This is a genomic window from Paraburkholderia tropica (genome assembly GCF_914484835.1).
GTDB classification, from domain to species: Bacteria; Pseudomonadota; Gammaproteobacteria; order Burkholderiales; family Burkholderiaceae; genus Paraburkholderia; species Paraburkholderia tropica_A.
In genome coordinates, this window is the sequence record NZ_CAJZAR010000039.1 from 116,064 (window position 1) to 131,765 (window position 15,702).

Consider the following 15,702-nt stretch of genomic DNA (forward strand, 5'->3'; position numbering starts at 1 on the left):
ACTTCGGGGAAACGGCGGGAAAGCGGCGCGCGCAAGCGAGAAGAAGGGCGCGGCGCCACCTTCGGTTCATCGATCAGGAATCCATAGCGATATCGGATGAGCCGCGCGAACGCGGCCTCATACGCTGCCTCGCGGGTAAGGTCAGCCCGCGCGCAAATAGCGCTGCGTGAGCGCGACGAACCACGCCGCGCCGTAGGCGAGCGCGTCGTCGTTGAAGTCGTAGCCGGGGTTGTGCACCGAGCAGCCGCCCACGCTGCCCACGCCGTTGCCGATCAGCACGTAGCAGCCCGGACGCACCTCGGTCATCCACGAGAAGTCCTCGCTGCCCATCACGGCGTCGGTCATCATCGTCAGGCCGCGCGGGCCGACCAGCGACTCGATCGCGTCGATGGCGAGCAGCGTGGCGTTGCGCTCGTTCACGAGCGGGCGCGAGATCGCCTGATAGTCGACGGTGGCCGTCGCGCCATACGACTGCGCCTGCAACTCGGCGATCGCGCGAATGCGCGCTTCGAGCAGATCGCGCGTCTCGCTGTCGAGCGCGCGCACGGACAATTGCAGCGTGGCCGTTTCGGGAATCACGTTGCCCGCCTTGCCCGCGTGGATCGCGCCGACCGTCACCACGGCGGCGCGCGTGGGCTCGACGTTGCGCGCGACGATGCTCTGCAAGGCCATCACGATGCTCGCCGCCGCCACCACGGGATCGAAGCCCAGATGCGGCATCGCGCCGTGCGCGCCGCGCCCGCTGACGGTAATCGTCACCGAGTCCGACGAGGCGAGCATGCAGCCGTGGCGCAGCGCGAAGTGACCGACGGGCACGCCCGGCGCGTTGTGCAGCGCGAACACCTGATCGCAGGGGAAGCGCTCGAACAGGCCGTCGGCGATCATTTTCGAGGCGCCGCCCAGGCCTTCCTCGGCGGGCTGGAAGATCACGTTGAGCGTGCCGTCGAAGTCGGCCGTGGCGAGGTGATGCGCGGCCGCCAGCAGCGTGGCCGTATGGCCGTCGTGGCCGCAGGCGTGCATGGTGTGCTCGACGGTGCTCGCGTAGGGCAGGCCGGTGCTTTCCTGGATTGGCAGCGCGTCCATGTCGGCGCGCAGGCCGATCGTGCGTGCCGAGCCGCCGCGCCGCAGACGCCCGACCACGCCCGTGCCGCCCACGCCCGTCGTCACGTCGTAGCCCCATTCGGCGAGCTTTTCCGCGACGATGCGCGCCGTGCGCGTCTCCGCGAAGCCCAGTTCGGGATGCGCGTGAATATCGTGGCGAATCGCGACGAATGGCTGCTGTTGCGCGCGGATGGCGTCGATCAGCGCGGCGCGCGCGGGCGCGGTCGTGGTCGGGAGGTCCTGTTGAATCGGCTGCGTCATGGTCTCGTCCTGATTTTTACTGGTGTTCCGGTGCGGGCGGCCGCGCGATGCGCCGGCCTCTGGAACCACAGACTAAGGACGATCGATCGAAATAAAAAAGCAAAAATCGGCATGTCGATAACCGATGGTAATATCAACCGCATCATGAAAATCCACCAACTGAGAGCGCTGGTCGAGATCGCGGCCACGGGCACCATCAACGGCGCTGCGCGGCGGCTGCACGTGACGCAGCCCGCCATCACCAAGGCCGTGCGCGATCTGGAGGATGAATGCGGCGTGCGCCTGTTCGAGCGCAATCCGTGGGGCGTCGTGCCGACGGCCGAGGGCGAGGCGCTGTTGCGGCGCTCGCGCACGGTGCTGCGCGAACTGGAGCGCGCCGAGGAAGATCTCGCGCAGTTGAAGGGCCAGCGCGAAGGGCGGCTGGTGATCGGCGTGACGCCGATCGCGGGCACGGCCGGTCTCGCCGATGCCTTCGTCGACTTCCGGCGGCATTGGCCGCTCGTGACCGTGGAGTTTCGCGAACTCGGCTTCAACCAGTTGCGCGAGCAACTGAGCAACCGCACGCTCGATCTCGCGTTCGCGGCGTTTCCGGCCAATCCCGCCGAGCCGGACCCTGAAGCGGTCAAGACGCTGTTCGCCTTCGATTCCGTGTTCGTGACGCGCGCGCAGGGCGCGTTCGCGCACGCGACTTCGCTCGCGCAATTGCAGGACGCCGAGTGGATCCACGCCGACGCCACCGATCATTACCCCGAGCGCATCCGCGCGATGTTCGAGCACGAAGGGCTTGCGCCGCCGCGCCGCGTCACGCGCTGCACGTCGTATGGTCTGCTGTATGGTCTCGCGCTGAGCAACGACGCCGTATTCGCCTGGACGCGCCACACGCTCGAAACGGTGGAACTGGGCCGCGCGTTCGTCGAGCTCGCGCTGCCGCAGCGTCCGCCGCCGTTGCAGCTGTATCTGTACTCGCCGCCCGAGGCGCAGCTCACGAAGCCGGCGGAATATTTCGTCGACTGCATTCTCACCGTGGCCGCCGAGCGCGCCCGCACGGGCAAGGGCGGCACGCGCCTGAGCGGGGCCTGAAATCCCGGCCGATATTCCGCTGCAATCGCACTGCTATTTAATTCGCTAGCTAAATCGATACTTGGCTAGACGCCGCGTTTTTACGCCGCTCAATCAGTCTTATCTGCTTCATTCGCGCCATTCGCATGACGTATCGCGAGCCGCCACGGCTTCGCGACACGCGCTTTCTCACCGCTATTGAAATCAAAAAGTAAGGTTCGCGACGCGCCATACATGCGCGTCCGTATGTCCGTGCACGCCCGCTGCGTGCGGGTTTTGCCCAATTGCGCAATTTTCAATGCACATTTTGCCGCAGGCTGTTATAGTCGCGCCCCGCTGCAACCCGCCAGAAAGCACCTTTCCGGATGACGCGCTATATTTTTTAGACGCCATGTGCCTGGCCGGTTCGCATTGCACCCCCTGCGTTGCCGCCGGGCGCCGCGTAAAGCAACCCTGCGGTGCGGATGAATCGGCCTGTTTGCGTCTCTCGCCCCTGCCTGCTCAGGCACGGCGGGAAGCGCCCGGACGGCACGGACAAACGACAAACGAAAGAAGAATCCACCTGGGAGCTGACGTGAAATATCAACTGGGCGCACTCGTGCTGCTCGCAGCGAGCTCGGCTGCATCGGCGCAATCGAGCGTGACGCTGTACGGCCGCGTGGACGGCGGCATCGAATATCTGAATCACATCGCGAACGGCAGCGGCGGCTCGTCGAACCGATGGAGCGCGGAAGGCGGCGACTGGGGCACCAGCATGCTCGGCATGAAGGGCACCGAAGATCTGGGTGGCGGCACCACCGCGCTGTTCGACCTCGAAACCGCGCTGCAGATCATGAACGGCACCTCGGGCGGCGGCAAGCTGTTCTCGCGCCGCGCATATGTCGGTTTGAAGAACGACACCTGGGGGCAAATCCAGGCCGGTCGCAACCTCTTTATCGACAGCGACGGCGTCTGGGAATTCGATCCGTTCGTGCAGCAGGCCGTGTCGTCGGCCTCGCTCGTGCGCGGCCGCAACTGGCAGCAGACCAGCAATAACGTCGAGTACCACAGCCCGGTGTGGAACGGCTTCGACGTGCAAGGCCAGTACGCGTTCGGCAACCAGACGAGCGGCTTCAACAATGGCGCGGACGGCGACTTCGGCCGCTCGGACGGCGTGATGCTCTCGTACCACTCGACGCTGTTCGACGTGCGCGGCATCTACGACGAGCTGCGCGACTCCAACGGCCGCTTCTCCAACATCTTCACTTCGTCGCGCGAATACTTCGTGGGCGGCAACCTGCATCTCGAGAAGTGGAAGATCCAGGCGGCCTACACGCACTACAGCGCGCCGGATTCGCCGGTGGGCGTGGCCGATACGGCCGATCACTACTGGCTCGGCGCCACCTATCAGGCCACGCCGAAGTGGGCCGTCACGGCGGCGGGCTTCTACATTCACGTGGGCGAGGGCAGCGGCGACATTTCGCACGACCCGGGCAGCCACGCGATGCTGTACGCGCTCGGCACGACCTACAACCTGAGCAAGCGCACTTTCCTGTACGGCACCGTCGCGTACGTGGACAACAGCAAGAACGGCAATTTCTCGGTGTTCGCGACGTCGCGCGATTCGAGTTCGCCGACCAGCCCGAACGTGGGCGAGTCGCAGACCGGCGCGTACATCGGGATGATGCACGTCTTCTAAAGGCTTATTTCGCGGAGGTTTTTTCCGCATTGCCAGCCACTGCGCGCGTAGCGCAGCGGCTGGACGACTCGCCGGTGTTCGCGCCGGCGCGCCTCGCCGCCGGCATCGTGTGACAGACGCTGTGGGCGGCGTCCTCAAAAGAAGGTTGAGATCATCATGTCCAGATCCAGAGAATCATCATCGCCGGGGTTCATCGGCGTCATCACCCTGCTATTTATTGCGCTCACTTCGCTCTATCTGCTGATAGGCGGCGCGTACCTGCTCTCGCTCGGCGGCTCGGCGTACTACGTCGTGACCGGCGTCGTGCTGCTGGCCGTCACGTGGCTGCTGTATCGCCGCCGCGCCTCCGCGCTCGTGCTCTACGCGCTCGTGCTCGTCGGCACCGCGATCTGGTCGCTGTGGGAGTCGGGTCCCGACTTCTGGGCGCTCGCGCCGCGTTCGGGCGTGCTCGTCGTGTTCGGCGTGTGGCTGCTGCTGCTCGTGAGCTGGCGTCTCGAAGCGCCGCGCAAGCTCGGCGTGCAGACGCTCGTCGGCTCGCTCGTGATCTGGGCGGGCGTGCTCGTGTACGCCTGCTTCAACGATCCGCAGACGATCAACGGCACGCTGAATGCGTCGACCGGCACGCCGGCCGCGCACGTCGACGGCATCCCCGCGTCCGACTGGCCCGCCTATGGCCGCGACCAGCGCGGTACGCGCTACTCGCCGCTGCAGACCATCACGCCCGATAACGTGAAGAACCTGCAGGTGGCCTGGACCTTCCGCACGGGCGACATGAAAGGCCCGAACGATCCGGGCGAGATCACGAACGAGGTCACGCCGATCAAGATCGGCGATCTGCTCTACCTGTGCTCGCCGCACCAGATCCTGTTCGCGCTCGACGCGCAAAGCGGCAAGCTCAAGTGGAAGTTCGATCCGAAGCTCCAGCCGGACCCGTCCTTCCAGCACGTGACCTGCCGTGGCGTGTCGTATGTCGACCTGTCGGCGAGCAACGCGACGGCGGACGCGGCGGCACCGGCTGAAGCCGCGGCCGCTTCGGATGCTGCTGCATCGGCCACGACGGCGGCCGCTTCGGGCGCTTCGGCGACCGACGCTGCCCAAGCCACGCAAGCCGCTGCTCCGGCCAGCGACGCACCGGCCACGGTTGCCGCTGCGCCGGCCGCGAACGCCGCCTGCACGCGACGCATCTATCTGCCGGTCAACGACGGCCACCTGTACGCGCTCGACGCGGAAACGGGCGAGCGCTGCTCGGAGTTCGGCAATAACGGCGACCTCGATCTGCAACACGCGATGCCGGTCACCACGCCGGGCATGTACGAACCGACGTCGCCGCCGGTCGTCACCAGCAAGGTGATCGTCGTGGCGGGCGCGGTCGAGGATAACTTCTCGAACCGCGAACCGTCGGGCGTGATCCGCGGCTTCGACGTGCGCACGGGCAAGCTCCTGTGGGCCTTCGATCCGGGCGCAACCGATCCGAACAAGATCCCGGGTCCGGGCGAGCACTACACGTGGAACTCGCCGAACTCGTGGGCCCCGGCCGCCTACGACGCCAAGCTCGACATCGTCTATCTGCCGATGGGCGTACGCACCCCGGACATCTGGGGCGGCGACCGCACGCCGGAGATGGAGCGCTTCGCGAGCGGCCTGCTCGCGCTGCACGCCTCGACCGGCAAGCTCGCCTGGTTCTACCAGACCGCGCACCATGACCTCTGGGACATGGACATGCCGTCGCAGCCGACGCTCGCGAACATCACCGACAAGGACGGCAAGACCGTGCCGGTCGTGTACGCACCGGCCAAGACCGGCAACCTGTTCGTGCTCGACCGCCGCACCGGCGAGACCGTCGTGCCCGCGCCCGAACTGCCGGTGCCGCAAGGCGCCGCGCCGGGCGATCACACGTCGCCGACGCAGCCGTTCTCCGAACTCACGTTCCGTCCGAAGAATCTCCTCACGGACAAGGACATGTGGGGCGCGACGATGTACGACCAGCTGGTCTGCCGCGTGATGTTCCACAAGCTGCGCTATGAAGGCACGTTCACGCCGCCTTCGCTGCAAGGCACGCTCGTGTTCCCGGGCAACCTGGGCATGTTCGAGTGGGGCGGCATTGCGCTCGACACGGATCGTCAGATCGCCATCGCCAACCCGATCGCGCTGCCGTTCGTCTCGCGCCTGATCCCGCGTGGTCCGGGCAATCCGCAGGAACCGGAACCGGGCGCGAAGGGCAGCGGCACGGAATCGGGCATCCAGCCGCAATACGGTATTCCGTTCGGCGTGACGCTCAACCCGTTCCTCTCGCCGTTCGGCCTGCCGTGCAAGCAGCCGGCCTGGGGCTACATCTCGGCCGTCGATCTGAAGACCAACGAGATCGTCTGGAAGAAGCGTATCGGCACCGTGCGTGACAGCTCGCCGATCCCGCTGCCGTTCAAGATGGGCATGCCGATGCTCGGCGGCCCGATGGTGACGGCTGGCGGCGTGGCGTTCATCGGCGCGACGGCGGATAACTTCATCCGCGGGTTCGACGTGAACAACGGCAAGCAGCTCTGGGAAGCCCGCCTGCCGGCAGGCGGCCAGGCGACGCCGATGACCTACTCGGTCAACGGCCGCCAGTTCGTGGTGATCGCCGCGGGCGGCCACGGTTCGTTCGGCACCAAGCTGGGCGACTACGTGATCGCTTACGCGCTGCCGCAGTAAGGGCAGGGCAGTGATGTGAGGCGCGGCGCGAGCCGGCCGGAACGCTCGTCGAGCGTGACCGGCCGGGCGCGCCGCGCCTTTTTTTGTGGGCTATTCCGCAATTGTGGTATTTGTACCAAACGGTTAATTCGCGAGTCTCGACGCGAAAATGCTGCGGTAAAATGCGGCGCTTTCCCGAAGGACTTCCGGGAGCCGATGCCACTATTCAGTAGTCGAAACGAGTCGTTTGATACGATGAGTCCGCTGGACCAGGCAGCATCTCCGGCCGCGTGAATCGCGCGGCCCGACATGCGGCTTCACCCGCCGCGCCCACCATGCTCACGGCGCGCCGCGCAGCCACACGCACGCGCCGTTTTTCTGTTTTCCCCGTATTTTTCCCGTTTTTTCCCGTATGCATTCAAGCTTCCGTGCGCCTTTCGGCCCGCACCGGTCTGCCTCACGCGCGCGCTTTTTCGGGCGCCGCCTGATGCCGCTCGCACCTTTCGCTCGCCTGGCACGGAACGCGCCGCGCGCCGGCATCGTCATGGCCGCGCTGGCGGTCCACGCGGGCGCCGCGCACGCGCAAAGCTCGGTCACGCTGTACGGTTCGATCGACACCAGCATCGAAGTCACCAATCCCGGCGCGGGCTATGTCGCGCGCATGGATTCGGGCGCGTATCGCGGCTCGCGCTTCGGTTTGCGCGGCGCGGAAGACATCGGTAACGGCGTGAAGATCCTGTTCGATCTGGAGAATGGCTTTGGCTCCACCGACGGCAGCTATGCCGTGGCCAATACGATCTTCAACCGCCAGGCGTGGATCGGCGTGGGCACGCCGTATGGCACGGTGCGCATGGGCCGCCAGTATTCGCCGATCTATATCCCGTTCAAGGGCGGGCTCGATGCGTTCGGCGCAGGCACGATCGCCTCCGGTCTGAACAATCTCTCGAAGATCACGCCGTACGAGAGCAACGCGATCACGTATCTGTCGCCGGAATATCACGGCTTCTCCACGACGATCATGGCCGCGCTGCGCAACGCGAGCGACGGTGACGGCAATGGCCTCGCCGGCCACATCGAAACCTTCGCGTACCACGACGGCCCGTTCCGCATCTCCTACGCGCATCAGCAGACGCACGGCTCGGGCGCGCTGCGCGCGAATCTCGGCGGCGTGTCCTACGTGTATGGTTCGGTCACGGGCTTCCTGTCGTTCTTCAACGGCGACGGCGGCACGCCGCGCTATCACAACGACGGCGTTTCGGTCTCCGCGCGCTATGCCGTGAGCGCGCGTTTTCGCGCCTCGCTCGGCTACACTTACATGCGTGACCGCTCGGGCGGCGACAACAACGCCGACCAGTTCAGCGCGGCCTGCGAGTACGATCTCTCGAAGCGCGTGCTGCTCTATGCGAGCGCGGGCTGGCTGCGCAATCACGGCGAAGGCGAGATGACGCTGCGCGGCGTGAACGTGACGGGCCTCACGCCATCGTGGCCGGGCGCGTCGGTGCGCGGCGTGCAGTTCGGCATGATCGACCACTTCTAGACACTTCGAGCCACTTCTTTTCAGCGCGGCGCCGCGAGAGGCGTCCAGGGGAAAGCGTGACGCACACCATCGTCGGCGGGTCTGCGGTTGCTTCATGCGGCGCACGCGTCCATGACGGAGCGCGCCGATGAGATTGCGCGCGCTGCCCGACTTCTCGCCGCTGCGCGTGTTCTTCTTCACGGTCGCGCTGGGCGGCGCGGCAGGCGTGGACTTCGTCGCCTCGTCGATGATGGGCATCGCCGGCACACATATTCGCGGCGGCGTGCATGCCTCGCCCGAAGATTTCCTCTGGAGCATGACGTCCTACGCAGCGATGGCGAGCGTGGCGAATCTCATGCTCGCGCGCATCGCGCGGCACACCAGCTATCGTTCGTACACCGTGGCCGGTCTGCTCGTGGCGGCGCTCGGCTCACTGCTGTGCGCGCTCTGCGAAACGCCGCTCGAATTGACGATTGCGCGCGGCGTGCAGGGCTTCGGCGCGGGCGGCCTGTTCGCGGCCTCGCGCATCCTCATTCAACTGGTGGCCGCGCGCGACGAACGCGGGCCGCTCTTTATCGGCTTCAATATCGGCTCGCTGGGGCTTTCGGCGATCACGCCCTGGCTCGCCGCCTTACTCGTGGAAAGCGCTGCCTGGCAGATGGTCTTCGCGATCCAGGTCGTGCTCTCGCTCGTGGTGCTGGTGCTCGTGCTGCTCACGTATCCGCATCGCGTGACGCCGGCTGGCGGCCTCTGGGAACTCGATATCGATCCGATGGACTGGCCCGTGGTGATCCTGTTCGGCCTCGGCGCGATGGTGCTCATGCACGGACTCGGCGACCTGCGCTTTTACGAATTCGCAAGTTCGCCCTCGGTCGCGCTCACGCCGCTCGCGGGCTTCGCGCTGATCGGCGCGGCTTTCCTGCGGCTGCATCGCGAACCGCAACTCTGGCTCGATCCGCACGCGCTGCTCGGCCGCCGCTATCTCGTCGGCATTCTGTTCTACGCGATCTACTATTTCCTCAACGGCCTCTGGAATTACCTGATTCCGACGCTGCTGCAAAGCGGCTTCGGTTTCGGTTTTCAGGTCACGGGCGAAGTGCTGACGTGGGCGTCCACCTTGAGTCTCGGCGCGATGCTGTGCTTCTCGCTGATCGCGCCCAAGCTGTTCGGCCAGCGCCGCTATATCGCGCTCGGTTACGTGCTGTTTTCGGTCGCGCTCTTGATGCTTTCGCTACGCACGATGACCGGCGCGTCGATGGATGTGATCCTGCCCGCGCTGTTCCTGCAGGGCTTGACCGTGCCGTTCGTGATGGCGCAGGTGGCGGGCATGACCTTCGTCGATTTCGCCGAGGACGATTTCCAGCACGCCTACGCGTTCAAGAACATCGTGCGGCAGATCGCGACCGCGAGCGGCACGGGCGCGGCCAGCCTGTGGCTGCAATACGGCGAGGCGATCGCGCGCACGCGGCTCGTCGAGCGCATCACGCCGTTCGATCTCGGCGGCATGCCGCCGATGCCCGAGATGATGCGCATGGCCGCCGCGCTCGAAACCCAGGCGACGCTCGTGGCGAGCGCGAATCTGCTGTCCTGGCTAGCGGTTTTTTGCGGCGGCGTGGCGGTCATTGCGCTGGTGATTCGCTGGCGCACGGATCCCGCTGGCTAGCCTTCAAACCACATCATTCGGTATCCGTACTATTTCGCCGCCGCACGACGCGTACGCTTTCGCACCGGCCCGGTGGAATCGCGCACGACGAGTTGCGGCGGCGGCCCGATCGCCATCGACGGCTCCTGCACCGGCTCGCCGATCAAGCGGATCAGGCTGCTGATCGACAGCTCCGCCACGGCTTCGGTCTGGATCGCGACGGTCGTGAGGGCGGGGCGCACCTGATGCGCCAGCTGGATATCGGTGATGCCGATCACCGAGACATCGCCAGGCACCGCGAGCCCCATGCCCACCAGCGCCTGGATCGCGCCAATCGCGAGCAGGTCGTTCGACGCGAAGATCGCCGTGAGTTCGGGATGCTCGGCCATCAGCGTCATGCAGGCCGTGTGGCCCGCGTCGATCGAGTCGCGCACCTGCATTTCAGCCAGCGCGCGCGGCACGCCGCCTTCGGCGAGCGCCGCGCGAAAGCCGTCCGAGCGCGCGTCCTGCAAGCCGCCGCAGCCGTCGCCGATCAGCATGCCGATCTTGCGATGACCGAGTTCGAGCAGATGTTGCGCCGCGAGCGTGCCCGCGCGCGCGAAGTCGACGGCCACGCAGGGCAGCGCGGGCGGCTTTTCCGGGTGCTCCCACATCGCCAGCAGGATCGGGCCGTTGTGCATCGCCGAGATGCACAGTTCGTTCATGGCGATGTCGGTGTTCATCACGAGCACGCCGTCGGCGAAGGTGCCCGCGATCTGGTTGAGGTAGGCGCGGCCGATCTGCGCGTCGTCGTCGGTGTTGCAGACCATCAGGAAATGGCCGGCCTTGCGCGCCGCGCGCTCGGCCGCCAGCACGAACTCGGGATAGAACGGGTTGGCGATGTTCGAGAGCATCAGCGCCAGCGTGGACGAGCGGCCCTGCGCGAGCGCGCGCGCGTTGAGGTTGGGGCGGTAACCCAGCTCGGCGATGGCCTTGAGCACGCGCTCCGCCGTCTCCGGGCGGACCTTCTCGCGGTTGCGCAGCACGTTCGAAACGGTGGCCGCGGTGACGCGGGCGCGTCGCGCGACTTCTGACAAGGTGACCATGTGCAGCCTTTAGTGTCTCGTTTCCCACATTCAGGGACTGCGACTCAAATGTTGCAAGCCGCCGGGGGAATTTGATAATTTTCACCCACACCGCGCCGGGAAGGCGATGCGTGCAGGATAATACCGTTCAGCAATTTAAGCGGTTAAATCCCCAACGCACAAGCCCCCGGCCATATTTATAGCGTAGAATTTAAGCGCTTAAATCTGGAGGAGACAACATGGCGACGATCCAGCTATCAAACGTCGGCAAGCAATACGGCGACCACGCGCCCGTGATCCGGCGCGTCGATCTCGACATTGGCCACCACGAATTCTGTGTGTTCCTCGGCCCCTCGGGCTGCGGAAAATCCACCTTGCTGCGCATGATCGCGGGCCTCGAAGAAGTCACCGAGGGCGAGTTGCGCATCGGCGGGCGCGTCGTCAACGACGTGCCGGCGGCGCAACGCGGCGCGGCGATGGTATTCCAGAGCTACGCGCTGTTTCCGCACATGACCGTGTTCGAGAACATGGCGTTCGGCCTGAAGATCGCCAAGGTGCCGAAGCCCGAAATCGAACGCCGCGTGCTCGACGCCGCGCGCAGTCTGCAACTCGACACGCTGCTCGACCGCCATCCCAAGGCGCTCTCGGGCGGCCAGCGCCAGCGCGTCGCCATTGGCCGCGCGATCGTGCGCGAGCCCGGCGTGTTCCTGTTCGACGAACCGCTTTCCAACCTCGACGCCGCGCTGCGCAGCCACACGCGTGTGGAAATCGCGCGTCTGCATCAACGCTTCGAAAACGCCAGCGTGGTCTACGTCACGCACGATCAGGTCGAAGCGATGACGCTCGCCGACCGCATCGTGCTGCTGCATGCGGGCGCGGACATGGAGAAGTACGGCAGCGTCGCGCAAAGCGGCGCGCCGCTGGAGCTTTATCACCATCCGAAGTCGCGCTTCGTGGCGGGCTTCATCGGTTCGCCGCGCATGAATTTCATCGACGGCACGGTGGACGCCGTGAGCGAGGAGGGCGTGCGCGTCGCGCTCGCGGGCGGCAGCGACACGCTGCTCGCCTGCGTCGACGGACGCGGCCTGCAACGCGGCGAACGCGTGACGCTGGGCGTGCGGCCCGAGCATCTGCGTCTGGACGGCGAGGGTCAGTCGATCGCGGGCGCGACCGTGCTCGCGGAGCGTCTGGGCGAGCACAGCTATCTGCACGCCGATCATGCGGGCGGCACGCTGGTCGCGAAAGCGCCCGGCGACACGCTTATCGGCGTGGGCGAGCGGCTGCGCGTGCGCGTGCCCGCCGAGGCCTGCCATCTGTTCGACTCGGCGGGACTCGCGCTCAAACGTCTGGCCGTCGCGCGCACGAACGCCGATGCGGGTTCGACTGCGGCTGCGGCGCTGATCTGATACAACGCCATCGCGAGATTTCAGCTTGACCCCGCCATCAGAGCGGGCGGTTTGCACGACAGGCAGCACAGGCAGGTCAGCAGTAAAACCACGCAGGACAGGCAAACAACGCACATCTGGAGACAACAACATGTTCGCACAACGCTTCCGCAGCTTCGGCACGCTCGCGCGCGCCACGGCGGCCGTGACGCTGGTGGCCGCCACGCTCGCGAGCGCCGGCGCCGACGCGGCCACGCTCACCGTCAACGTGTCGGCGCGCGGCAATCAGCGCTCGACCTGGCAAGACGCCTTCGACAAGTTCAAGAAGGCCAATCCCGACGTCGACCTCAAGGTCGCGTATGTCACCGAAGAAGCCTACAAGGTGCAGATGAGCGGCTGGCTCGCGACCGATCCGCCCGACGTGGTGTCGTGGCACGACGGCGAGCGCATGGCCTATTACGCGCAACGCGGCCTGCTCGAAGACCTGTCGTCCGACTGGGCGAAGAACGGCTGGAACGAGCAATACGCCTCGGTCAGGGAAGCCTCGACGTACAAGGGCAAGCAGTACGCCGCGCCGCTCGGCTATGACGCGTATGGCTTCTTCTATCGCAAGGACCTGTTCCAGAAGGCCGGCATCAAGGAAGAACCGAAGACCTGGGACGAGTTCCTCGACGCCTGCAAGAAGCTCAAGGCGAGCGGCGTGCAGCCGATCGCCGTGGCCGCGCGCGATAGCTGGACGCTCGCCGCCTGGTTCGACTATCTGAACCTGCGCATCAACGGCAACGCGTTCCATCAGCAATTGATGGCCGGCGAGATTCCCTACACCGACCCGCGCGTGAAGAAGGTTTTCACCGCCTGGAAGACGCTGATCGACAACCACTACTTCATGGACAACGCGCTGTCCTATGACGTCGACTCGATCGCGCCGGTGCTCGTGAACGGCAAGGCCGCGATGATGCTGATGGGCACGTTCTTCTCGGCGAGCTTCCCGGCCAACATGAAGCAGGACGTGGGCTTCTTCCGCTTCCCGATCATCGACGCCAACGTGCCGACCGCCGAAGACGGCCCGGTGAACGTGCTGCTGGTGCCCGCGAAGGCCAAGAACAAGGCCGACGCGCGCCGTCTGCTCGCCTTCATGGAGTCGCCGCAGATCAACGCCGATCTCGCGCGCGGCTGGGGCCAGCTGCCGTCGAACAACAAGGCGGCTGAACCGGAAGACGCGATCTCGAAGGTCGGCTTCCAGACGCTCGCGAACACGAAGGGCGGCATCGCGCAGTTCTACGACCGCGACATGCAGAAGGAAATGGCCGACGAAGGCATGAAGGCCATGCAGCAGTTCTATTCCGATCCGACGCAGATCGACGCGCTGCTCGCGCGCCTCGAAACCACGCGTCAGCGCATTTACCACAAGTAAATCGCGCGTCTTGGTGTGACGACCGGCGGTGCTCATCCGCCGGTCCATTGCGGAGATTGTTTTCCGCTTGATTCGCAATCCGTAATAAAAGTCGAGGCCTGAACATGTCCGATACCGTAGCGCGCCCCATGGGGGCGGCGCGGCCGCGTCGCGCGTCCACGGCGCGGCGCCAGCAGAATCGCGCCGCGCTGTATTTCCTGTTGCCCGGCGGCGTGCTGTTCACGCTGTGCGTGATCTACCCGATTTTCAGCAGCATCGCGCTCAGTTTCTACAACTGGGATGGCATGACCGAAAAGACGTTCGTGGGCCTCGCGAACTACATCGAGTTATTCCAGACCGACACGTTTTATACGGCGCTCAAGAACAATCTGCTCTGGCTCGTGCTGTTCCAGCTCGCGCCGCCCGTCGGGCTGATGTTCGCGCTGTATCTGAATCAGACCGTGCGCGGCATCCGTATCGTGAAGTCGCTGTTCTTCGCGCCGTTCGTGCTTTCGGGCGTGGTGGTGGGCCTCGTGTTCTCGTGGTTCTACGACCCCACGTTCGGCCTGCTGCGCCTGATTCTGGGCCACGGCGTGCCGGTGATCGGCGATCCGAAGCTCGTCACCTACGGCATCATCTTCGCCGCGCTCTGGCCGCAGACGCCGTTCTGCATGGTGCTCTATCTCACCGGCCTCACGTCGATCAACCCGGAAATCGTGGAAGCCGCGCGCATGGAAGGCGCGAAGGGTTTCAAGCTTTTCTGGCACGTGATCCTGCCGCAATTGCGCCCGGTGACCTTCATGGCGATCGTGCTGACCGTGATCGGCGCGCTGCGCAGTTTCGACCTGATCGCGGTGATGAGCGGCGGCGGTCCGTTCGACAGCTCCACCGTGCTCGCCTATTACATGTACGACCAGGCCATCAAGTATTACCGCGAAGGCTATTCGGCTTCGATCGCCGTCGTGCTGTTCGCCATCATGCTGGTCTACATCGTGTTCCATCTGCGCCGCATGCTGCGCGAAGAACACTGAATTCAAGGGAGTTGTCTTTATGTATCCGCTTCCCGTCGAACGCTGGAAACCCGCGAATCGCGCGCTCTACAAACTCTCGCTGCCCATTGCGCTGGTGATCTGGCTGCTGCCGATGCTCGCCGTGCTGATTACCTCGATCCGTTCCACCGAGGAACTCCAGCAAGGCGATTACTGGGGCTGGCCGAAGCATTTCGCCTTATTCGATAACTACGGCGCGGCGCTCACGCAAACGCCGATGCTGCATTACTTCGCCAATAGCGTGTTGATTGCCGTGCCTTCGGTGATTGGCGCAATCGTATTGGCGTCGATGGCGGGCTTCGCGCTCTCGACTTACAAATTTCGCGGCAATACGGCGGTGTTGTTTGCTTTCGTCGCGGGCAATTTCGTGCCGATCCAGATTCTCATGATTCCGGTGCGCGACATGGCGCTGCGCGTGGGGCTCTACAACACCGTGTGGGCGCTGATTATTTTTCACGTCTCGTTTCAAACGGGTTTCTGCACGCTGTTTCTGCGCAATTTCATCAAGCAGCTGCCGTTTGAATTGATCGAGGCGGCGCGCGTGGAAGGCGCGAGCGAGTGGACCATTTACTGGCGCATCGTCATGCCGCTCGTGCGGCCCGCGCTCGCGGCGCTCGGCATTCTGGTGTTCACCTTCGTCTGGAACGACTACTTCTGGGCGCTCTGTCTCACGCAAGGCGACGACGCCGCGCCGATCACCGTGGGCGTGGCCGCGCTGAAAGGCCAGTGGACCACGGCATGGAATCTCGTGGCGGCGGGCTCGGTGCTCGCGGCGCTGCCTTCCGTGCTGATGTTCTTCGCCATGCAAAAGCATTTTGTCGCGGGTCTCACCTTCGGCGCCAGCAAGGGCTAAACGAATCCTCGCAGGTGTCGAAGGTGCTTTTTCC

The 15,702-nt window shown here is 65.2% G+C and carries 11 protein-coding genes; 9 read left to right on the plus strand and 2 right to left on the minus strand.

Annotated elements, in window-relative coordinates; genetic code table 11:
- Positions 1 to 141: 141 nt before the first annotated feature.
- Positions 142 to 1,362: a M20 aminoacylase family protein gene (locus LDO54_RS10660; RefSeq protein ID WP_224009985.1), complete on the minus strand. Its 1,221-nt coding sequence runs from the start codon at positions 1,360 to 1,362 to the stop codon at positions 142 to 144.
- 144 nt (positions 1,363 to 1,506) lie between these two features.
- Here LDO54_RS10660 and LDO54_RS10665 point away from each other — a divergent pair, with 144 nt between their 5' ends.
- The 5 genes from LDO54_RS10665 (at position 1,507) to LDO54_RS10685 (ending at position 9,945) form a co-directional block, all read left to right on the plus strand.
- A complete protein-coding gene (locus LDO54_RS10665) occupies positions 1,507 to 2,442 on the plus strand; it encodes a LysR family transcriptional regulator (RefSeq protein WP_224009987.1) in 936 nt (311 codons plus the stop codon).
- Positions 2,443 to 2,995: 553 nt separating this feature from the next.
- Positions 2,996 to 4,099 carry a porin gene (locus LDO54_RS10670; protein ID WP_224009989.1) on the plus strand — a complete coding sequence of 368 codons (1,104 nt, stop codon included), beginning with the start codon at positions 2,996 to 2,998 and terminating at the stop codon, positions 4,097 to 4,099.
- Positions 4,100 to 4,255: 156 nt separating this feature from the next.
- Positions 4,256 to 6,787, plus strand: coding sequence for a glucose/quinate/shikimate family membrane-bound PQQ-dependent dehydrogenase (locus LDO54_RS10675; protein WP_224009991.1), 2,532 nt, complete (start codon positions 4,256 to 4,258; stop codon positions 6,785 to 6,787).
- 523 nt (positions 6,788 to 7,310) lie between these two features.
- Positions 7,311 to 8,303: a porin gene (locus LDO54_RS10680; RefSeq protein ID WP_224009993.1), complete on the plus strand. Its 993-nt coding sequence runs from the start codon at positions 7,311 to 7,313 to the stop codon at positions 8,301 to 8,303.
- A 127-nt stretch (positions 8,304 to 8,430) separates the two neighbouring features.
- Entirely contained in the window at positions 8,431 to 9,945 is a 1,515-nt protein-coding gene (locus LDO54_RS10685) for an MFS transporter (RefSeq protein ID WP_224009995.1), read from the plus strand.
- Positions 9,946 to 9,974: 29 nt separating this feature from the next.
- On the opposite strand, the gene LDO54_RS10690 is transcribed toward LDO54_RS10685, so the two are convergent.
- Positions 9,975 to 11,009 carry a LacI family DNA-binding transcriptional regulator gene (locus LDO54_RS10690; RefSeq protein WP_224009997.1) on the minus strand — a complete coding sequence of 345 codons (1,035 nt, stop codon included), beginning with the start codon at positions 11,007 to 11,009 and terminating at the stop codon, positions 9,975 to 9,977.
- A gap of 218 nt (positions 11,010 to 11,227) precedes the next feature.
- Between LDO54_RS10690 and LDO54_RS10695 the strand changes: the two genes are divergently transcribed.
- From LDO54_RS10695 to LDO54_RS10710, 4 genes are all read left to right on the plus strand, one after another.
- Positions 11,228 to 12,394, plus strand: coding sequence for an ABC transporter ATP-binding protein (locus LDO54_RS10695; protein ID WP_224009999.1), 1,167 nt, complete (start codon positions 11,228 to 11,230; stop codon positions 12,392 to 12,394).
- 130 nt (positions 12,395 to 12,524) lie between these two features.
- Positions 12,525 to 13,787, plus strand: a complete 1,263-nt coding sequence (locus LDO54_RS10700; RefSeq protein ID WP_224010001.1) for an ABC transporter substrate-binding protein — start codon at positions 12,525 to 12,527, stop codon at positions 13,785 to 13,787.
- A gap of 104 nt (positions 13,788 to 13,891) precedes the next feature.
- Entirely contained in the window at positions 13,892 to 14,797 is a 906-nt protein-coding gene (locus LDO54_RS10705) for a carbohydrate ABC transporter permease (protein ID WP_224010004.1), read from the plus strand.
- 19 nt (positions 14,798 to 14,816) lie between these two features.
- Positions 14,817 to 15,668, plus strand: a complete 852-nt coding sequence (locus tag LDO54_RS10710; RefSeq protein WP_224010006.1) for a carbohydrate ABC transporter permease — start codon at positions 14,817 to 14,819, stop codon at positions 15,666 to 15,668.
- Positions 15,669 to 15,702: the final 34 nt, after the last annotated feature.